The organism is Aquabacterium sp., assembly GCF_036279675.1.
Lineage (GTDB): Bacteria > Pseudomonadota > Gammaproteobacteria > Burkholderiales > Burkholderiaceae_C > Aquabacterium.
On the sequence record NZ_DASUIS010000146.1, the window covers coordinates 1 to 17,814 of the forward strand.

At 63.2% G+C, this 17,814-nt stretch carries 21 protein-coding genes; 6 read left to right on the forward strand and 15 right to left on the reverse strand.

Translation table 11 applies throughout. The annotated features are described in order from the left end of the window. The 3 genes from pmbA to VFW93_RS16610 all read left to right on the forward strand — a co-directional run. On the forward strand, window positions 1-1,277 hold a 1,277-nt coding region (gene pmbA / locus VFW93_RS16600; RefSeq protein WP_329695070.1), incomplete at its 5' end, for a metalloprotease PmbA. Between the two features lie 184 nt (window positions 1,278-1,461). Next, a complete protein-coding gene (locus VFW93_RS16605; protein ID WP_329695071.1) occupies window positions 1,462-2,544 on the forward strand; it encodes a TRAP transporter substrate-binding protein in 1,083 nt (360 codons plus the stop codon). 155 nt (window positions 2,545-2,699) lie between these two features. Then, a complete protein-coding gene (locus tag VFW93_RS16610) occupies window positions 2,700-3,059 on the forward strand; it encodes a hypothetical protein (protein ID WP_329695072.1) in 360 nt (119 codons plus the stop codon). Between the two features lie 29 nt (window positions 3,060-3,088). Here VFW93_RS16610 and VFW93_RS16615 read toward each other — a convergent pair whose 3' ends face one another. From VFW93_RS16615 to VFW93_RS16665, 11 genes are all read right to left on the reverse strand, one after another. Beyond that, on the reverse strand, window positions 3,089-4,636 hold the full coding sequence (locus tag VFW93_RS16615) for a TRAP transporter large permease subunit (RefSeq protein ID WP_329695151.1): 1,548 nt from the start codon (window positions 4,634-4,636) through the stop codon (window positions 3,089-3,091). Then, the gene (locus VFW93_RS16620; protein ID WP_329695073.1) at window positions 4,636-5,166 is read right to left on the reverse strand and encodes a TRAP transporter small permease subunit; all 531 of its coding nucleotides are present in this window, start codon (window positions 5,164-5,166) and stop codon (window positions 4,636-4,638) included. The genes VFW93_RS16615 and VFW93_RS16620 overlap by 1 nt, the downstream gene beginning before the upstream one ends. 12 nt (window positions 5,167-5,178) lie before the next feature. Next, a complete protein-coding gene (locus tag VFW93_RS16625) occupies window positions 5,179-5,529 on the reverse strand; it encodes a TIGR01244 family sulfur transferase (protein WP_329695074.1) in 351 nt (116 codons plus the stop codon). Window positions 5,530-5,629: 100 nt separating this feature from the next. Then, on the reverse strand, window positions 5,630-6,076 hold the full coding sequence (locus tag VFW93_RS16630; RefSeq protein ID WP_329695075.1) for a GatB/YqeY domain-containing protein: 447 nt from the start codon (window positions 6,074-6,076) through the stop codon (window positions 5,630-5,632). A gap of 134 nt (window positions 6,077-6,210) precedes the next feature. Continuing rightward, on the reverse strand, window positions 6,211-6,423 hold the full coding sequence (gene rpsU, locus VFW93_RS16635; RefSeq protein ID WP_012346814.1) for a 30S ribosomal protein S21: 213 nt from the start codon (window positions 6,421-6,423) through the stop codon (window positions 6,211-6,213). A 409-nt stretch (window positions 6,424-6,832) separates the two neighbouring features. After that, complete coding sequence (folK, locus tag VFW93_RS16640; protein ID WP_329695152.1) at window positions 6,833-7,312, reverse strand: 2-amino-4-hydroxy-6-hydroxymethyldihydropteridine diphosphokinase; 480 nt, start codon at window positions 7,310-7,312, stop codon at window positions 6,833-6,835. A gap of 68 nt (window positions 7,313-7,380) precedes the next feature. Beyond that, on the reverse strand, window positions 7,381-8,934 hold the full coding sequence (gene pcnB, locus VFW93_RS16645; protein ID WP_329695076.1) for a polynucleotide adenylyltransferase PcnB: 1,554 nt from the start codon (window positions 8,932-8,934) through the stop codon (window positions 7,381-7,383). Further along, on the reverse strand, window positions 8,931-9,602 hold the full coding sequence (locus VFW93_RS16650) for an HAD family hydrolase (protein ID WP_329695077.1): 672 nt from the start codon (window positions 9,600-9,602) through the stop codon (window positions 8,931-8,933). Before VFW93_RS16650 ends, pcnB begins: the two co-directional genes overlap by 4 nt. Then, complete coding sequence (locus tag VFW93_RS16655; RefSeq protein WP_329695078.1) at window positions 9,599-10,375, reverse strand: HdaA/DnaA family protein; 777 nt, start codon at window positions 10,373-10,375, stop codon at window positions 9,599-9,601. Before VFW93_RS16655 ends, VFW93_RS16650 begins: the two co-directional genes overlap by 4 nt. A 9-nt stretch (window positions 10,376-10,384) precedes the next feature. Beyond that, window positions 10,385-11,479 (reverse strand): AI-2E family transporter, encoded by a 1,095-nt coding sequence (locus VFW93_RS16660; RefSeq protein ID WP_329695079.1) that lies wholly within the window; start codon window positions 11,477-11,479, stop codon window positions 10,385-10,387. 51 nt (window positions 11,480-11,530) lie between these two features. Beyond that, entirely contained in the window at window positions 11,531-12,274 is a 744-nt protein-coding gene (locus tag VFW93_RS16665) for a hypothetical protein (protein ID WP_329695080.1), read from the reverse strand. A gap of 160 nt (window positions 12,275-12,434) precedes the next feature. On the opposite strand from VFW93_RS16665, the gene plsY reads away from it, so the two are divergent. Both plsY and VFW93_RS16675 read left to right on the forward strand, forming a co-directional pair. After that, window positions 12,435-13,070: a glycerol-3-phosphate 1-O-acyltransferase PlsY gene (gene plsY / locus VFW93_RS16670; RefSeq protein WP_329695081.1), complete on the forward strand. Its 636-nt coding sequence runs from the start codon at window positions 12,435-12,437 to the stop codon at window positions 13,068-13,070. A gap of 12 nt (window positions 13,071-13,082) precedes the next feature. After that, a complete protein-coding gene (locus tag VFW93_RS16675; RefSeq protein WP_329695082.1) occupies window positions 13,083-13,514 on the forward strand; it encodes a glutaredoxin family protein in 432 nt (143 codons plus the stop codon). Here the strand turns inward: VFW93_RS16675 and VFW93_RS16680 are convergent. From VFW93_RS16680 to dcd, 4 genes are all read right to left on the reverse strand, one after another. Beyond that, window positions 13,469-14,101: an L-threonylcarbamoyladenylate synthase gene (locus tag VFW93_RS16680; protein WP_329695083.1), complete on the reverse strand. Its 633-nt coding sequence runs from the start codon at window positions 14,099-14,101 to the stop codon at window positions 13,469-13,471. The two genes, VFW93_RS16675 and VFW93_RS16680, sit on opposite strands and share 46 nt — an antisense overlap. Before the next feature lie 46 nt (window positions 14,102-14,147). Further along, window positions 14,148-15,005, reverse strand: a complete 858-nt coding sequence (locus VFW93_RS16685) for a 3',5'-nucleoside bisphosphate phosphatase (RefSeq protein ID WP_329695084.1) — start codon at window positions 15,003-15,005, stop codon at window positions 14,148-14,150. A 47-nt stretch (window positions 15,006-15,052) separates the two neighbouring features. Further along, a complete protein-coding gene (locus tag VFW93_RS16690; RefSeq protein ID WP_290678903.1) occupies window positions 15,053-15,448 on the reverse strand; it encodes an iron chaperone in 396 nt (131 codons plus the stop codon). A gap of 298 nt (window positions 15,449-15,746) precedes the next feature. Further along, window positions 15,747-16,316, reverse strand: a complete 570-nt coding sequence (dcd, locus tag VFW93_RS16695) for a dCTP deaminase (protein WP_290641812.1) — start codon at window positions 16,314-16,316, stop codon at window positions 15,747-15,749. 232 nt (window positions 16,317-16,548) lie between these two features. On the opposite strand from dcd, the gene VFW93_RS16700 reads away from it, so the two are divergent. Continuing rightward, window positions 16,549-17,808: an MFS transporter gene (locus VFW93_RS16700; protein WP_329695085.1), complete on the forward strand. Its 1,260-nt coding sequence runs from the start codon at window positions 16,549-16,551 to the stop codon at window positions 17,806-17,808. Window positions 17,809-17,814 lie beyond the last annotated feature (6 nt).

Sequence of the window (17,814 nt, forward strand, 5' to 3'; positions counted from 1 at the left end):
CCACCGATTCGGCGGCTGAAGTGTCCGAAGGCGCCGGCCTGTCGGTCTCCGTGCGCAAGGGCAAGCTCGAAAACGTCGAGCGCAATCGCGACAAGAGCATCGGCGTGTCCGTCTACGTGGGCCAACGCCGCGGCAATGCCAGTACGTCCGACTTCTCGCCCCAGGCGCTGGAACAAACGGTGCGTGCGGCTTACGACATCGCCCGCTACACCGCGGAAGACCCGGCCGCCGGCCTGCCCGATGTGGAAGACCTGGCCATGGGCCGCCACGCCACCCGCGATCTGGACCTGTTCCACCCCTGGGCGATTGACGCCGAGGCAGCAGCCGAGCTGGCCCGCCGTTGCGAAGACGCCGCGCTGAGCGTCGACCCGCGTATCACCAATTCCGAAGGCGGTGGCGTCTCGGCGCAGCAATCGCACTTCTTTGCGGGCAACAGCCGCGGTTTTCGTGGCGGCTACGCCAGCTCGCGCCACTCGCTGTCGGTCTCGCCCATTGCGGGCCGCGGCAACGACATGCAGCGCGACTTCTGGTACACCTCCGAGCGCGACGCCCGCGACATGGCCCGCCCCGAGGCCGTGGGCCGCTATGCCGCCGAACGTGCACTGGCCCGCCTGAAATCCCGCAAGATCGCCACCTGCGAAGTGCCCGTGCTGTTTGAGAACACGCTGGCCGCCGGCCTGCTGGGCGCTTATGTGCAAGCCACCAGCGGTGGCGCCCTGTACCGCAAGTCCACCTTCCTGCTTGACAGCCTGGGCAAGCCCGTCTTTCCCAAGCACATCAACATCGTTGAAGATCCGCACATCCTCAAGGCCAAGGGCAGCGCTCCGTTTGACGACGAAGGCGTGCTCACCCGCAAGCGCAGCGTGGTCAAGAACGGCGTGGTGCAGGGCTACTTCCTGAGCAGCTATTCGGCACGCAAGCTGGGCATGCGCACCACGGGCCACGCAGGCGGCTCGCAAAACCTGGTGCTGCACAGCAAGCTCACAGATCCCAAAGACAACCTCAAGGCCATGCTCAAGAAGCTCGGCACCGGCTTGTTCGTCACCGAACTCATGGGCCAGGGCGTCAACTACGTGACGGGCGACTACTCGCGCGGTGCGGCCGGCTACTGGGTGGAAAACGGCGCGATCCAGTACCCCGTGCACGAGATCACCATCGCCAGCCACCTGGGCGAGATGTTCAAGCAGATCGTGGCGGTGGGCGCCGATGCCTACACCTATGGCAGCAAGACCATCGGCTCGGTGCTGATCGAGAAGATGAAGATCGCCGGGCACTGATCCGGGCGTTGGCGCGCCGATCTGGTGCGCCGCAGGGGTGCGTGACGAACCGGCGCGTTGGCGGCGCGCCACGTTCGTCCCCCTAGGAAGCTGACAAGCGGGTAAGCCCTGCATGGGCCGAGCCCGTGCAGCCTGACAGCGCTCCTAGAATCCGAGGCGTTACTCAGACGCTCAGGAGCCCCACATGCAACGTCGTTCCTTCATCAACCACGCAGGCCTGGCCGGCGTGCTGGCTGCCGGTGCAGCCCCCGCCATCGTTCACGCGCAGACGACCGTGCGCTGGCGCCTGGCCTCCAGCTTCCCCAAGTCGCTGGACACCATCTTTGGCGCGGCTGACGTCTTCACCAAAAAGATCGCCGACATGTCCGGCGGCAAGTTCCAGATCTCCGTACACGCTGGTGGCGAGCTGATGCCCGCGTTCGGCGTGGTCGACGGCGTGCAGAACGGCACCGTCGAAATGGCCCACACGGCCCCCTACTACTTCGTAGGCAAGGACGAAACCTTCGCCATCGGTTGCGCCATCCCCTTCGGGCTGAACTCGCGTCAGATGACGGCCTGGATGTACGAAGGCAACGGCCTCAAGCTGATGCGCGAGTTCTACGCCAAGTACAACATCATCAGCTTCCCCGGTGGCAACACCGGCGCGCAGATGGGTGGCTGGTTCCGCAAGCCCATCAAGTCCATCGAAGACATGAAGGGCCTGAAGATGCGCATTGGCGGCTTTGCCGGCAAGGTCATCGAGCGCCTGGGCGCCGTCCCGCAGAACATCCCGGGCGGCGAGATCTATCAGGCCCTGGAAAAAGGCACCATCGATGCCGCCGAATGGGTCGGCCCCTACGACGACCAGAAGCTGGGCTTCCACAAGGTCGCGCCTCACTATCACTTCCCTGGCTGGTGGGAAGGCGGTCCGCAACTCGACTTCTTCATCAACCAGAAGGCCTACGACAGCCTCAGCGCCGAATACAAGGCCATGATCGAGGCCGCTGCCTCGCAGGCCCACGTGGAAATGCAGGCCCGCTACGATGCCCGCAACCCACTGGCCCTCAAGCAACTGGTCGCGGCCAAGACGCAACTGGTTCAGTTCCCCAAGCCCGTGATGGACGCAGCCTTCAAGGCCTCGATGGACATCTACAGCGAATTGAGCGAGAAGAACCCCAACTGGCGTAAGGTTTACGCCGATTACGCCAAATTCCGTGGCGACCAGAACATGTGGTTCCGCTTCACCGAAGCCACGTTCGACCGCTACATGCAGGCCGCCAAGCTCTGATTTACGGGTAATCCATCACCAAAAAAGGGCCTTCGGGCCCTTTTTGCATGAGGCTTGTCGCTGGACAATGATGTCAGGCACGGTCCGTGCTCAAGTACGGCATCGAACCGGTCGATTTACCCGGGGTCAGTCGCCCCGCGTCAGGAAAGCCGCCAATGAGCTTTGCCCCTCTTTCTGCCCGTCGTCCTCCCGTCCAGCGGAGGCCGCACGGCATCCAGCCCTTGCGGGCCCTGCACATGCATGCGCAATGGGGTGAACACGCCTTGCAGCGAACCTGGCGCACTGCCAGCGTGATCTGCGCGACCTTCGCCCTGGCTTATGCACTGGCCTTCGTGCCACGCAGCCCTGCCCTGGGCCTGCTGCTGGCCAGCATCTGGGCACACTTCAAGGCCAACCCCACACTGGGCGCCCGGCTGGCCGCACACCCTATCATCGGCGCCCCCTGGCGCTGGTGGATGCACCGAGGTCAGCACCGGCTTCCGCCCCAGGCGCCCGACACCACTCCGCAGACATGAAAAAAGGCCTCCTGGGAAGGAGGCCTTCTTCATTTCGCGTTGATCGCGTCCTTCACCGCCTTGGTGGGATCGTCCTCAGGTGTGACATCGGGTACCGGCACGCTCAACGGATCGCCGCCACCGTCTGCCGCCGACGCACCGCTGGCACCTGAAGCCGCCGGATCCGGTGCGGAGGTGTCTTCGATCTGCATCTCGATCTTCACATCGTCAACGTTGACCTTCTGCTCCTTGTCCAGCCAGTAGGTCACCGACTCGGGCCAGAAGATCACCACGGCCACCAGCATCAGTTGCATCACCACCCAGGGAATTGCGCCCAGGTAGATGTCCTTGGATTCGATGGGCCGCTCGATGGCCTTGTTCTTGAAAATCTGATCGGCAATGCCACGCAGATAGAACAAGGCGAAACCAAATGGCGGGTGCATGAAACTGGTCTGCATGTTCACGCACAGCAGCACCCCGAACCAGACCAGATCGATGCCCAGTTTCTCGGCCACCGGCGCCAGCAGCGGCACGATGATGAAGGCGATCTCGAAGAAGTCCAGGAAGAAGGCCAGGAAGAACACGAAGATGTTCACCACGATCAGGAAGCCCACCGGGCCACCAGGCAGGCTCGACAGCAGATCCTCGATCCACTTGTTGCCATCCACGCCCTGGAACACCAGCGAAAACACGCTGGAGCCCAACAGGATGAAGATGACCATGGCGGTGACGCGCATGGTCGAATCCATGGCCTGCCAGATCAGCGACAGCGTCAGGCGACGGTGCATGGCCGCCAGCACCATGCCACCGATGGCGCCGAGCGCCCCCGCCTCCGTGGGCGTAGCCAGGCCCATGAAGAGTGTGCCCAGCACCAGGAAGATCAGCACGACGGAGGGCAGCATGCCCCACATGACACGCTTGAACAACGCCCAGCCCCGCTCGGTACGGGCCTCTTCCGGCAGAGGTGGCACCCACTGCGGGCGGAAAATCGCCACACCCAGCGTGAACAACAGGAAGATCCCCGTCTGCATGATGGACGGGCCGATGGCACCGCGGTACATGTCGCCCACGGAACGGCCCAGTTGGTCAGCCAGCACCACCAGCACGAGCGACGGCGGGATGAGCTGCGTGATCGTGCCCGAGGCGGCGATCACGCCCGTGGCATAGCGCATGTTGTAGCCGTTGCGCATCATGACCGGCAGCGAGATCACGCCCATGGCGATCACGCTGGCAGCCACCGTCCCGGTGATGGCGCCCAGGATGGCCCCCACGATGATGACGGCAAAGCCCAGGCCGCCCGGCTTGCTGCCAAACAGCTGGCCGGTGCCTTCGAGCAGATCCTCCGCCAGACCGCAGCGCTCCAGGATCGCGCCCATGAAGGTGAAGAAAGGAATGGACAGCAGCAGCTCATTGGAGACGATGCCGAACAAACGCAGTGGCAAATTCGACATGAAGGCTTCAGGGAAGAAGCCTTGCGATACCGCATAGAAGCCAAAGCCCAGCCCCAGCCCCCCCAGCGTGAAGGCGACCGGGAAGCCAATCAGCATGGCAAAGACCAGCGAGCCGAACATGATCGGCGCCAGATGTTGCATCTCGATCATTGCAGCGGCCTCTCGTAGTGCAGATCGAGGTTGGACGTGCCACGCAGATAGCCCACACGCTTGAACAACTCGGCCAGGCCCTGCAGGGCCACGAGGCCAAAGCCCAGCGGAATGGCCAGCTTGATCGGCCAGCGGATCAGCCCCCCCGCACTGGGCGACACCTCATGCTGCGCAAAGGACTCGGCCACAAAGGGCCAGGCCAGCCAGGCCACCGTCAGGGAAAGCGGCAGCAACACGAACAGGATGCCCAGCAGATCGATCCAGGCCTTGGTGCGAGGTTGCAGCCCACCATAGACCACATCCACCCGGACGTGCTCGTTGAGCTTGAGCAGCATGGGCGCGCCCGCGAACACGGCCATGCCAAAGAGGTACCACTGCACCTCCAGCCAGGAGTTGGAGCCGATGTTGAAGGCGTAACGCAAGGTGGCGTTGCCTGCGCTGATCAGGCAGGCGGCCAGCAAGGCCCAGGACGCCAGATTGCCGCACCAGCGCGACACCGCATCCATCACGCGGATGTAGCTTTGCATGAAGAAACGACCTTATTGATCGAGTGCCACAGCCTGCATGTACAGCTTGCTGGAGCGCGCCCCGCTGCGGCAGAACATCAGCAAGGGGCGAGGCAGGGTCTTGAGCAGCTCGGCGCACCTGGCGATTTCTTCGGGCGACTGATAGCCCCCTTGCACCGGCAGATACGCGTACGCCAGGCCAGCGGCCTTGGCTGCAGCCTCGATGGCCGCGCTGGCGGGTTGCTCTGCACCGCCTTCCATGTCGGGGCGGTTGTTCATCACAGACTTGAAACCCGCCTCGGCCGCAGCCGCCATGGCCTCCGGCGTGAGTTGGGGGGCGGCGTAAACGTCTTCTGCGATCGGCGTCAAGGACACGTTGCTCATGGTGGACCCTGTTTGATGAAACCCGGAGACTGTAGCCGCACTCCAGCGGCGGCTACCCAGCTATGTACGTCTTCGTTGCAAGCAAGCCATTTGCCAGTGATTAACCAGCCAGCGCAGCCTTGACCGCAGCGGACACCAGGCCCATGTCAGCCTGGCCAGCCAGACGCTGCTTGACCGCGCCCATGACCTTGCCCATGTCGCCAGGGCCTGCCGCACCCAATTCGACCACGATGGCCTTGACGGCGGCCGTGATCTCGTCAGCGCTCAGGCGTTGGGGCAGATAAGCCTCCAGCACCACGATCTCGGACTTTTCCTTGTCGGCCAGATCCTGACGACCACCGGCTTCGTACTGCTGCGCGGCGTCCTTGCGCTGCTTGATCAGCTTGTCGACGATGGACACCACCATGGCGTCATCCAGCTCCACGCGCTCATCGACTTCCTTTTGCTTCATGGCGGCCAGCAGCATGCGGATGGTGCCCAGGCGCTCGGCTTCCTTGGCGCGCATGGCGGTCTTCATGTCTTCGGTGATGCGTTCTTTGAGGCTCATGATCGGTCTCGATGTAAGAGGAAAACGGGGCTGAAAAATACAAAAGCCCGCATGGGCGTCCCCGCGCGGGCTTTGGTGCCTACCCGGCTACAGCGCGATCAGCGCATTGTGCGGGTTGGACAGCAAGAAGCGAATCAGTACAGCTTCTTGGGCAGCTGCATGCTGCGCACGCGCTTGTAGTGACGCTTGACGGCCGCGGCCTTCTTGCGCTTGCGCTCGGCGGTGGGCTTTTCGTAGAACTCGCGGGCGCGCAGTTCGGTCAGCAGACCCAGCTTTTCAATGGTGCGCTTGAAGCGGCGCAGGGCCACGTCGAACGGCTCGTTTTCCTTGACACGGATGGTCGTCATTACAAATTCGCTTTCAGATTGAATGCATTCAAAGGGCTGCCAACACGGCCACCAGCGGATTGCTTCGAGTTTGCTGCACAAAACCTGCAAGAGGTTTGCCGTCAAGCCACCAGGGTCTGGGCCCGCTCCCGTGTTTCCACGTCCGGATTTCGCGGACGAAAACGGGCTGACCGGTCTCGGTGTGCACGGCGCTGCTCAAAACGCTCGCAACTGGTGGACTTCCTTGCAAGCATGCAAGCAAGCCCCACCAACAAAGCCTGAGATTCTACCCCGGTTTTGAACAATATTCCAGCATTCTGGCGGGGAGGGATTCAAAACTTGCCCGAATTTCAGGCGCTCCAGGCCTCAAAAGAACAAAAAAGGCCTCGAAACGGGCGATTTTTCAAGCCGATCAGTTTGCCGCCGGCGCTCAACGAAGGTCAAGCACCCCTGCGGCTTCGATGCCTTGTGCCTGCGCCAGGGCCGCCACCGCCGTGGCATCCGGCAGCGCTGGCATCACATCCCCCTTGAGGGACTTGAGCACCTCCGCCAGGGGCACCAGCACGAAAGCGCGCTGCATCATGCGCGGGTGAGGCAGGGTCAGCGTGGGTGTGTCACAGTGGCAGGCACCGTACCAGAGCAGGTCCAGATCCAGGGTGCGAGGCGCGTTCTGGTACGGCCGCTCACGGTCATGGGTCAACTCCAGCGCCAACAAGGCGTGCAAGAGCTCGCGCGGCCCCAGGGACGACTGCAACACCGCCACCGCGTTCAGGTAATCCGGCCCCGACGATTCAACAGGCCTGGTGCGATACAGGCTGGACACGGCCTCGACCTGCGTGCCAGGCAAGGCAGCCAGGCCACGTAAAGCTTCCTGCAAACGCCTGGCCACATCCCCCAGGTTGCCGCCCATGCCGATGAAGGCACGGTGGCGCGGCACGGCCGACAAGGCCGTCACCTGCTGGGGATCAGGGCCCTGGCTCAATCTCCACCTTCGCCCGAGGCGGGCGCACCGCCCTCACCGGCCGGCTTGCGGCGACGACGACGGCGCTTCTTCGCAGGGGCATCGCCACCCACAGCGCCTTCGCCACCATCTGCGCCGGCAGCGCGAGGCTGCTGACGCTTGGCCAGATCCTGCTGGCGGGCGACGTCCATCAGGTCGCGGCGCTCGGGCATGTCGGCCAGAGAGAAGTCTTCCCACCACTTGGCCAGCTCGGGATCGGCCTCGCCGGCGGCAGCGCGCAGGCGCAGGAAATCGAAGCCAGCGCGGAAACGGGGTTGCTCCACCAAGGTCAACGGGCCATTGCCGGAGCGACGATCGAAGCGCGGCTGCATGGTCCAGATCTCGCGCATGTCGGCGGCCAGCTTGCCCCGACCGGAGATGTCACCGATGCGGGCGTCGAAGACGGCATCCGTGGCCGATTGCAGCGCAGGGAATGGCGGCTCGCCTTGCGCCTGGTTGCGCTTCCAGTGATCCAGCACGTCATGCCACAACAGGCAGGCCAGCAGGAAGCTGGGCGCCACCGGCTTGTCTTCCGACACGCGGCGGTCGGTATCCGCCAGCGCCAGTTGCACGAAATGGTCTCGGCCGGGGTGGCGGCGCGCCTCGTCGAACACGGCATCCAGGATCGGGAACACGCCACGGTCCAGGCCCTGCTTGCGCAACTGGTCCAGCGAGGCTTGCGCGTGGCCGGTCTGCAGCAGCTTGATCATCTCGTCAAACAGGCGCGATTGCGGCACGTTCGACAGCAACTCGGCCATCTCCTGCAACGGTGCGCGGGTCTTGGGTTCGATCTCGAAGCCCAGCTTGGCGGCAAAGCGCACCACGCGGATGATGCGGACGGGGTCTTCGCGGTAACGGGTCTCCGGGTCACCGATCATGCGCAGCACGCGCTTCTTGGCGTCCTTGATGCCACCGTGGTAGTCCACGACATTGCCCGTGCGGGGGTCGTAGTACATGGCGTTGACGGTGAAGTCACGGCGGGCGGCATCCTGGTCCTGCGGGCCCCAGACGTTGTCGCGCAGCACGCGGCCGCTGGCATCCACCACGTGGGTCTTGTCGGCCAGGTCCTTGCGAGAGGTCTTTTCGTTGCCCGTCACCTGCTCGGCGGCATTGGCGTCCAGGTAGGCGCGGAAGGTCGAGACCTCGATCACCTCGTGCTCACGACCTCGGCCGTACACCACGTGGACGATGCGAAAGCGCCGGCCGATGATGAAGGCGCGGCGGAACAGGCCCTTGACCTGTTCGGGCGTGGCGTTGGTGGCCACGTCGAAATCCTTGGGGCGATGGCCCAGGATCAGGTCGCGCACGGCACCGCCGACGATGTAGGCCTCGTAGCCGGCATCTTGCAGCGTCTCCACGACCTTGCGGGCGCGGTCATCGACGAGCGTGGGGTCGATGCCATGCTCGCTGGCGGGCACGTCCACCCGCTTGCCAGTCGGGATGCGGGGCGCCTTGGCACTCTTGCCTCCAGTGGCGCCTGCGCGCTTGGCCGGGGCCTTGCCCAGGATCTTGTCTATCAGGCTTTTGATCATGCAAACAGTCTAAGGATGCGCCAGCCACGTTCATGGGCGACGGCTTCCAGCGCGGGGCTGGGGTTGGTGGCCACCGGGTCGTTGGCGCGTTCCAGCAGGGGCAGGTCGTTGGGTGAGTCGCTGTAGAAGCTGACGCGATCGAAATCCGTCAGCTGGCGACCCTGTTGAGCCAGCCATTGTTCCACACGTGTGATTTTGCCCTCTCGGAAGGACGGTACGCCGTCGATGTCGCCCGTCACACGCCCCAGGCTATCCCTGACGAGCTTCACGGCCAGCAACTCAGGCACGTTGAAGGCATCAGCGATGGGCCGGGTCACGAATTCGTTGGTGGCAGTCACGATGGCGATCAGGTCGCCCATGGCACGGTGCCGCTCCACCAGCTCGATGGCCTGGGGCTTCATGGCAGGGAAAACGACCTCGTCCATGAAGGCCTGTTGCAGCGCCTGCTGGCCAGCCGCATCCATCTCACGCCAGATGCTGGTGGTGAACTGGATGTACTCGCCCAGCACCAGGGTGCCGTTGCAGTACTGCTGGTAGAAGCCGTCGTTGCGCTGGCGGTACTCGACCGCGTCGGCCAGGCCCTGGCGAATCAGGAATTCGCCAAATTCGTGATCGGAATCCAGCGGCAACAGGGTGTGGTCCAGATCAAACAGACAGAGGTTGTTCATGCGGTCTCCAGGGCCAGCATTTGTTTCAACAAGGGCACGGTGACTTCGCGCTTTTCGGCCAAAGCGAACCGGTCGAGGCGGTCCAGCAGGCTCATCAGAAAGCCCAGATCGCGGCTGTATCGGGTCAGCAGGTAGCTCACCACGCCTTCATCCAGGGCGATGCCGCGGCGCGTGGCTTCGTGGTGCAAGGCGGCGCGCAGGCCACCTTCGTCCAGCAGGCTCAGGCCAAAGGTCAGGCCCCAACCGAGGCGCGTGCGCAGGTCATCACGCACCGGCAGGTCAACCGCAGGGACCGCGCCCGCCGCCAGGATGAGCAACGGCCCGCTGCCGCGTTCCTCCAGTTGCCCACTGGCTTGTGCTGCCAGCGAACTGGCCGATTCGATGAACAGGTTGAAGGCGAGGTGCTGGTGGTCCTCCCCCAGGCGCTCGCATTCGTCGATCACGGCCAGGGTCGGCATCATGGGATCGGGCGCATCCCACATCTGGCAGGTTTGTGCGTTGAGCCAGATGGCGCCGAAGCCCATCGACAAGGCGCGCTCGACCATGGCGCGCAAGAGGTGCGTCTTGCCGGCTCCGGCTGGCCCCCAGATGTAGGCAGGCGACACCGTGCCCTCGACATGCGGCCAGGCACGCAGCCAGGCCATCAGAGCCTCGTTGCCTCCCACCACGAAATCGTCCAGGCCTTGCATGACGGCCGGCCCCAGATCCAGCGGGATCTGGCGCATGGCCGTACGGGGTGCCGGGCGCTCGGCCACGGTATCGAACAAGGTCACGGCAGGGCCCTATTCACCAGCTTGCTGGGCCAGGAAAAAATCGCTGGACCGATAGGCCCGCAGCAGGCGCCGCCCCAGCAAGGTCGCAAACGCGGCCACAGGCAGGGCAATCACGACGCCAGCAAAGCCCATCCAGCGCCCAAACAGCATCAAGGCCAGGATCACACCCAGCGGATGCAGGCCGATGCGCTCACCCACCAGGCGCGGCGTCAGGAAGAAGCTCTCGATGACCTGTCCGAAGCCATAGACGACGGCAATGGCGATCACGGGCGAGGTGGCTTCGGTGTTACCCACACCGAACTGCAGCAGCCCGGCCAGAATGGCCAGCACCAGCCCCAGGCCGTACCCGAGATAGGGAATGCAGATGGCCAGACCGGTGAACACACCAATGGGCAAGGCCAGGTTGAAGCCAAACAGGCTCAGACCAACGCTGTAGTAGGCCGCCAGAATCAGCATGACCAGGGCTTGTCCACGCAGATACTGGCCCATCAACTCATCGCACTCGGCCATCACGTCATGCGCGAGCGGCCGCCAGCGTGCCGGCAGCAGGCTGCGGAACCGCCCGGTCAGGGCCTCCCAGTCGAGCATCCAGTAAAACGCGAGCATGGGCACCAACACGGCCAAGCCGGCCAGGGTCATGATGCTGCTGCCCCCGATGAGCAGTGAAGTCCACACCGTGCCGCTCCACTGCGCAGCGTGGCTCTGAACCAGCTTCACCAGCTCGGCCTTGAGCGCATCCACCGTGGTCGGCAGCTTGATGCCCCATTGGCTCAACACGGGCGCCACCTTGCCCCAGATGGCCACGAGCAAGTCCGGCAGCTGATCCCGCAAGGCCGGCACCAGTTGCGACACGATGGGCACCAGCAGCACCATCAGCGTGGCCACCACCAGCGCCAGCAGGACCAGGCACACCGTGACCGCCACCGACTTGGGCAGGCGCCAGCTGACCAGCTTGTCCACCGCGGGATGGAGGGCATAGGCCAGCACAAGGCTGATGACAAATGGCGCCAGCACGGCGGCATGCCACCACAGCACGCCAATCAAGGCGGCTGCGGCCAACAGGCTCCAGATGGGTTTGAGGGGGTGGGCGGGCGCTTGGGTCATGAACGGGGGGATTTTATAGACCTCCCCGTCTCCTTGGCGTCACAAAGCCGATCAATTCTTGCGGCCGTAAACCGACACGCGCGCCGCTTCCAGGGCTTGCTCCAGCTTGGCCTGGTCGCGCTGCCCTTCAGGCTTGGCCTGAAAATCCGCCAGGATGGCAGCCTCACGGCGCTTGTATTCCTTGAGCAGGCTGGCATCGCGTGCCTGCTGCTCTGCGTCTGGTTGGGGTGCGGCGGACGTCAAGGCACTTTGCGCCTGCTCCAGCTTCTGCTTGCGCAACTCTTCGTTGGGCTCCAGATCCGTCCACAGCGCCGCTTCCAGCATGAGCGCCTCGCCCATGGTCAGTTCAGCCTGCTTCAGACGATCCGGGATCTGCTCCAGCAAGCGCCTGGCCAGTTGATGGCGCGTGGTCACATCCGGGCTGTCCTGCAGGCTTTGCCATTGCTCGAAGCCCTTCTGAAAGCGCAGGTACTTCACCACGCGCTCCAGTTCACTGCGCGGATTGGCCGTCTTGGACATCGCCTCTTTCAAGGCCGACCAGTCTTCAGGGGTGAAATCGGAGGGCCTCCCGTCTTCCATGATCCTCGGCTGAACCAGCAGCGCTGAATCCACAGTGGCCACCGCTTTCTGCGCACCTGTTTTGGCAGATACCGCCGGTGCAGCCTCCGGCGCGGCCTCAGCCTGCTGAGCAGCATGTGTCTGCCACCACCACGCCGCCACACCCACGCCGCCCCCCAGCACCATGGCCAGAACCCAGGTGCGCTGCCAGAGCTTGGGGTTTTCGTAAGTGATCATGAGGTGGGTAGCCTGCCAGCGGTTAACGGGAAGCAAACAAGATGGGCGGATTGTCCGCAAAGGATAGCGCCTCCCATCATGGGACAAACCCCGTCGGGCGAACTGACGTCACCTTGCCACTACACTTGCGCCCTGTTACGAGAAGACTCCACCGTTGCGCATGAACCTCTCCAGCCTCGACCCTCGCCTGCTTGCCGCCATTGGCGCGGTCATCGCCTACCTGATCGGCTCGCTGTCGTTTGCCGTCATCGTCAGCCGCCTGTTCGGCCTGGCCGATCCACGCAGCTACGGCTCCGGCAACCCAGGCGCCACGAACGTGCTGCGCTCGGGCAACAAGGCCGCAGCCATCCTGACGCTGCTGTTTGACGCCCTCAAAGGCTACATCCCCGTCGTGATCGCGCAAAGCATGGGCATGGATAACCTGACAGTGACCGTGGTGGGCCTGGGCGCCTTCATCGGCCACCTGTGGCCCGTGTTCTTCAAGTTCGAGGGCGGCAAAGGTGTGGCCACTGCCGCCGGCGTGTTGTTAGGCTTTGCGCCGGCCATGGGGGGCCTGGTGCTGCTGGTCTGGCTGGGCATGGCGGTGGTCTTCCGTTACTCTTCGCTCGCAGCGCTGACGGCTTCGCTGGCAGCACCGATCATTCAAGTACAAGGCTGGGGCTTCAGTGCCATGACCGTTGGCGTGATCGTGATGAGCGTGCTGCTCATCTGGCGCCACGAAGCCAATATTCGCAAGCTGCTGGCCGGGCAGGAAAGCAAGCTGGGCCAGAAGGCGACCCCGCCAAGCGGCCCTTGATGACTTGCTGACATGAGCACCCCTCCCCGCCCGCCCAAGACCGGGTCCTTGTGGACATTGGTGTTGCTGCTGGCGCTGATTGCCGGGGGCTCGAAGGCCATCAACTGGTGGAGGGAGGCCCGCACAGCGGATCTGATCAAAGCCAATCTGGGGCCGCAGCGCATCACGCTTTACACGACGCAAACCTGCGTCTTCTGTGTGGACGCCAAATTCTGGCTGCGCTCACACGGTATCGCCTGGGATGAGTGTGACGTGGAACGCGACGCCAGTTGCAAAGCCACGTTCGACGCCCAAGGTGCCCCCGGCACCCCGATCGTTCGCGTGGGCGGCCACTGGCACCTGGGTTTTGATCCTGGCTGGATTGCCGAAGCCCTCACGACGCCGATCAAGACTGCTGCTCAGCCCGCATCCAGCCCCAGGGCGGACACGTCGCCACGCCCCTGACGAATTACCTGCGCTTCGCCCTGGCTGAGGTCGATCACCGTCGTGGGCTCCATCTGGCAGGCGCCGGCGTCCACCACAGCCTTGATGCGCTTTTGCAAGGCCTCACGGATCTCGCTGGCATCGTTGAGCGGCTCTTCCTGATCCGGCAGGATGAGCGTGGTCGCCAGCAAGGGCTGGCCCATCAGCTCCAGCACCGCCTGGGTCACCTTGTGATCAGGCACGCGCAGACCGATGGTGCGACGCGACGGGTGCGACACACGCCGCGGGACCTCCTTGGTGGCCTCCAGGATGAAGGTAAAAGGCCCGGGGGTGGCCAGCTTCAGGAGCCGGTACTGTCGGTTGTCCACCCGCGCGTAATTGGCCAGCTCCGACAGATCACGGCACAAGAGACTGAGGTGATGGCGCTCGTCCACGCCCCGGATACGGCGCAGTTCATCCACGGCGGCCTTGTCATCCAGATGGCAGACCAGGGCATAGCTGGAATCGGTGGGCAAAGCCACCACGCCGCCACGATGGAGGATCTCGACCGCCTGCTTGAGCAGACGGGGCTGGGGATGTTCGGGGTGAACTTCGAAGAGTTGGGCCATAGCCCACTAGCCTACCGCGCCTTGCAACCAATGCAAGGTGTTTTCCTTATGGATGCAACACGCGACTGGCCAGTGCCTCCCAGACGGGTGTGACCCGGCCAGGCAGATCAGGCAAGGTGCCCAGGTCGGTGTGGCTCTCTGCTGGATCATGGAAGTCGGAGCCGCGAGAGGCCAGCAGGTCGAACTCCTGGGCCATGTCGGCGTACTTGCCGTACTCGGCCACGGTGTGGCTGCCTGTGACGACCTCCACGCCCAGGCCACCCAGGGCCTTGAACTCGGTGAAGAGGGCGAATTCCTCGTTGGGTGTGAAGTCGTAGCGACCAGGATGCGCGATCACCGCCACGCCGCCTGCACCTACGACCCAAGACACGGCATCCGACAGGCTGGCCCACCGGTGCTCGACAAAGCCAGGCTTGCCCTCGGTCAGATAGCGCTTGAATACCTCGTGCGGATCACCGCAGACACCGATCTCGACCAGGTAGCGCGCAAAGTGCGTGCGCGAGATCAGATCCGGGTTGCCGACGTACTTCAGGGCGCCTTCAAACGCGCCGGGAATACCGGCACCTGCGAGGCTGGCTGCCATGTCGCGGGCACGACGCTCGCGCCCTCCACGGGTATCGGCCAAGCCCTGGACGATGTCCGCGTTCTCGGGGTCAAAGCCAAGGCCAACGATGTGAACCGTCCGACCGGCAAAGGTGACCGAGATCTCAACGCCCGGCAGGTAGGACATGCCCAAAGCCGCCGCTGCCTGCCTTGCTCGCAACTGACCACCGATTTCGTCGTGGTCGGTCAGCGCCCACAACTCCACACCGTTTCGTCGCGCGCGCTCGGCGACATCCTCTGGCGACAAGGTCCCGTCAGAGACATTGGAGTGGCAGTGCAGATCGGCGTTCATCAAATGCATGTCGGTGATGCTATCAAGCCAAGCCTTTGTTGGCTGTCACGCACCAATTAACCCCACCGCGGGCCGGAACGCGCTTGCGATGCGCCCCAGGCCTGCAGACAAGCCAGGGTCAGCTCGCGCACCAGTTGCTCATTGACGGGCTGGCGATAGCGCACCTTGATGTGGCGCATGCCCTTGCCGGCACCATCCAGCTCGGGGAACTCGCCCACCAGCATGACACCATTGAACACCTGCAGATGCGCATGCATCTTGTGCAGGACGATGGCCATCACGTTGTCGCCATCGTTCATGAAACACAGGTTGCCCCATTTCACTTCAGGGCGGAGGTGTGGCGCAGCGGCCAGAATGGCTTTGTGCATGGCCTGGGCAGTATCACGCTGCTCAGGACGAAGGCTGTCATAAAACGCGTTGATCAACGCGGGGGACTGAAGCGGTCGGCGCATGGGGGTAGGCCCAAAAAATTTACTACAACGACATCAATGCACACTCGACACCCCCTCCCTGAAGCCTCAAGGCCTCTGTGTGAATGCACAGCCCTTTTTCATGACCACCTTCTGCTTTTGTACTTCTGGCAGGGATGACTGTCATTTGACAGATCCGTTTCAGTGGGATCACGTACCGGACGCGCCGCCCTGACAGGCGTTTATGTTGCGCTCGATGTTTCTGCCCCGATTGTAACAGACCGTAATGAACAGCTGCCCCACCAAAGTGGTGGATACAGCTGTTATCGGACGATCTGACTCAGGTCTTAGGCAGGGTCACACCAGTTTGGCCCTGATATTTGCCACCTCGGTCACGGTAGCTGGTTTCGCAGACTTCATCGCTCTCGAAGAACAGCACCTGCGCACATCCTTCGCCAGCATAAATCTTGGCCGGCAGGGGTGTGGTGTTGCTGAACTCCAGGGTGACATACCCCTCCCATTCGGGTTCGAACGGTGTCACGTTGACGATGATGCCGCAGCGCGCATAAGTGCTCTTGCCCAGGCAGATGGTCAGCACATTGCGGGGAATGCGGAAATACTCGACCGTACGGGCCAGCGCAAAGCTGTTGGGCGGGATGATGCAGACATCGCTGTTGATGTCCACGAAACTCTTTTCGTCGAAATTCTTGGGGTCCACCACCGTGGAATGGATGTTGGTGAAGACCTTGAATTCCGGGGCGCACCGAATATCGTAGCCGTAGCTGCTCGTGCCGTAGCTCACGATTTTCTGGCCATCGGCTGCCGCCCGAACCTGACCGGGCTCGAAGGGTTCGATCATGCCGTGCTCTTCAGCCATGCGGCGGATCCAGCGGTCTGACTTGATGCTCATGAATACTCCTGTGTGACAGGCGTGATTGTGCTTGATGAGAGGCGCGTGTTTTCTGATCGGCTTGTTACAAGATCCAAACGAGATGGCGCCCACGCACCAGATCCGGCTGGCTTGCCGCCCATTTTGAGGGCGCACCAAACTGGCACGCCTCACATTGGCACGTTTTTCGCTTGAAAACCCTCACAAATCCAAGTGCCACCCACGATGGTGCGCACGCTACGCTGAGGTTCACATGTCCGATTACAAAGCCTTCCTGAGGTCGGGGCACGCCCCTACCTTGCTCGCTTCTTTTCTGTATTTCGATTTCACGTTCGCGATCTGGGTGCTCAACGGGGCCATGGCACCGTTCATCAGCGAATCGTTCAACCTGACACCCGCCCAGAAGGGCTTCATGATCTCGGTGCCCATTCTGGCAGGCGCCCTGATGCGCTTCCCACTTGGCATCCTCTCGCAGTACATCGGGCGAAAGAATGCGGCGATGACCGAAATGGCACTCATCGTCCTGGCCCTGCTCTTCGGCTACTTCTTCGTGGACACGCATGATCGCGTGCTGGCCATGGGCGTGCTGCTGGGCATTGCAGGCGGCAGCTTCGGGATCGCCCTGTCGCTGGGGTCCGGCTGGTTCCCGCCCAAGTACAAGGGGCTGGCCATGGGCATCGCAGGGGCAGGCAACAGCGGTACCGTGCTGGCCGTGCTGTTTGCACCACCGCTGGCGACCAGGTTCGGGTGGCAGGCTGTGTATGGCCTGGCAGCCGCCACCATGGTGCTGCCCATGATCGTGATGGCCATCGCAGCCAAGGAGCCCCCCGATCGGGAACACCAGTCCTTTCGCGAACACATTGCCTGCTTGTTCGAAAAGGATGGCTGGGCTTTCAGCCTGATCTACGTGATCACCTTTGGCGGCTTCATCGGCCTGGCGAACTTCCTGCCCACCTATTTCTACGATCAGTTCAAGGTCACCAAGATCGAGGCGGGGCAGCTCACGATGCTCGCTACCTTGATGGGTTCGGCAACGCGCGTACTGGGCGGCTATGTATCCGATCGCTGGGGCGGCATCAACACGCTCACCGGCGTGCTGTGCCTGGTCATCGTGACACTCGTGATCTGCGGCACCATGGGGCAGCAACTGACCGTCACCACCCTGCTCTTCATGCTGTGCTTTGCTGCGCTCGGTGCGGGCAATGGTGCGCTGTTCCAACTGGTGCCCTTGCGCTGGCCCCTGGCCACTGCGGTGGCAGGCTCGATGATCGGTGAGCTCGGTGCCCTGGGCGGGGGCTTCATCCCCAATGCCATGGGCATGTCCAAGCAGCACTATGGCACCTACTTCTATGGCTTCCTGGCCTTCGCCCTGCTGGGTGTGGCGATCCTCGTGATGATGCGTGTCATGCAACTGCGCTGGACGCGCACCTGGGCCGAAAAAGGTGGCCGCGCCCGCACTGGCGGCACGATGTCCATGGCCTATGGCAGCCAGGGATCCGTCAACAGCCGCTGAAACGAT

Excerpts from the sequence above, each read along its gene's own strand:
- VFW93_RS16605 (WP_329695071.1), top strand. The coding sequence starts at position 1,462 with ATGCAACGTCGTTCCTTCATCAACCACGCAGGCCTGGCCGGCGTGCTG.
- VFW93_RS16610 (WP_329695072.1), top strand. The coding sequence starts at position 2,700 with ATGAGCTTTGCCCCTCTTTCTGCCCGTCGTCCTCCCGTCCAGCGGAGG.
- VFW93_RS16620 (WP_329695073.1), bottom strand. The coding sequence starts at position 5,166 with ATGCAAAGCTACATCCGCGTGATGGATGCGGTGTCGCGCTGGTGCGGC.
- VFW93_RS16625 (WP_329695074.1), bottom strand. The coding sequence starts at position 5,529 with ATGAGCAACGTGTCCTTGACGCCGATCGCAGAAGACGTTTACGCCGCC.
- VFW93_RS16630 (WP_329695075.1), bottom strand. The coding sequence starts at position 6,076 with ATGAGCCTCAAAGAACGCATCACCGAAGACATGAAGACCGCCATGCGC.
- rpsU (WP_012346814.1), bottom strand. The coding sequence starts at position 6,423 with ATGACGACCATCCGTGTCAAGGAAAACGAGCCGTTCGACGTGGCCCTG.
- folK (WP_329695152.1), bottom strand. The coding sequence starts at position 7,312 with ATGGGCGGCAACCTGGGGGATGTGGCCAGGCGTTTGCAGGAAGCTTTA.
- pcnB (WP_329695076.1), bottom strand. The coding sequence starts at position 8,934 with ATGATCAAAAGCCTGATAGACAAGATCCTGGGCAAGGCCCCGGCCAAG.
- VFW93_RS16650 (WP_329695077.1), bottom strand. The coding sequence starts at position 9,602 with ATGAACAACCTCTGTCTGTTTGATCTGGACCACACCCTGTTGCCGCTG.
- VFW93_RS16660 (WP_329695079.1), bottom strand. The coding sequence starts at position 11,479 with ATGACCCAAGCGCCCGCCCACCCCCTCAAACCCATCTGGAGCCTGTTG.
- VFW93_RS16665 (WP_329695080.1), bottom strand. The coding sequence starts at position 12,274 with ATGATCACTTACGAAAACCCCAAGCTCTGGCAGCGCACCTGGGTTCTG.
- plsY (WP_329695081.1), top strand. The coding sequence starts at position 12,435 with ATGAACCTCTCCAGCCTCGACCCTCGCCTGCTTGCCGCCATTGGCGCG.
- VFW93_RS16675 (WP_329695082.1), top strand. The coding sequence starts at position 13,083 with ATGAGCACCCCTCCCCGCCCGCCCAAGACCGGGTCCTTGTGGACATTG.
- VFW93_RS16680 (WP_329695083.1), bottom strand. The coding sequence starts at position 14,101 with ATGGCCCAACTCTTCGAAGTTCACCCCGAACATCCCCAGCCCCGTCTG.
- VFW93_RS16685 (WP_329695084.1), bottom strand. The coding sequence starts at position 15,005 with ATGCATTTGATGAACGCCGATCTGCACTGCCACTCCAATGTCTCTGAC.
- VFW93_RS16690 (WP_290678903.1), bottom strand. The coding sequence starts at position 15,448 with ATGCGCCGACCGCTTCAGTCCCCCGCGTTGATCAACGCGTTTTATGAC.
- dcd (WP_290641812.1), bottom strand. The coding sequence starts at position 16,316 with ATGAGCATCAAGTCAGACCGCTGGATCCGCCGCATGGCTGAAGAGCAC.
- VFW93_RS16700 (WP_329695085.1), top strand. The coding sequence starts at position 16,549 with ATGTCCGATTACAAAGCCTTCCTGAGGTCGGGGCACGCCCCTACCTTG.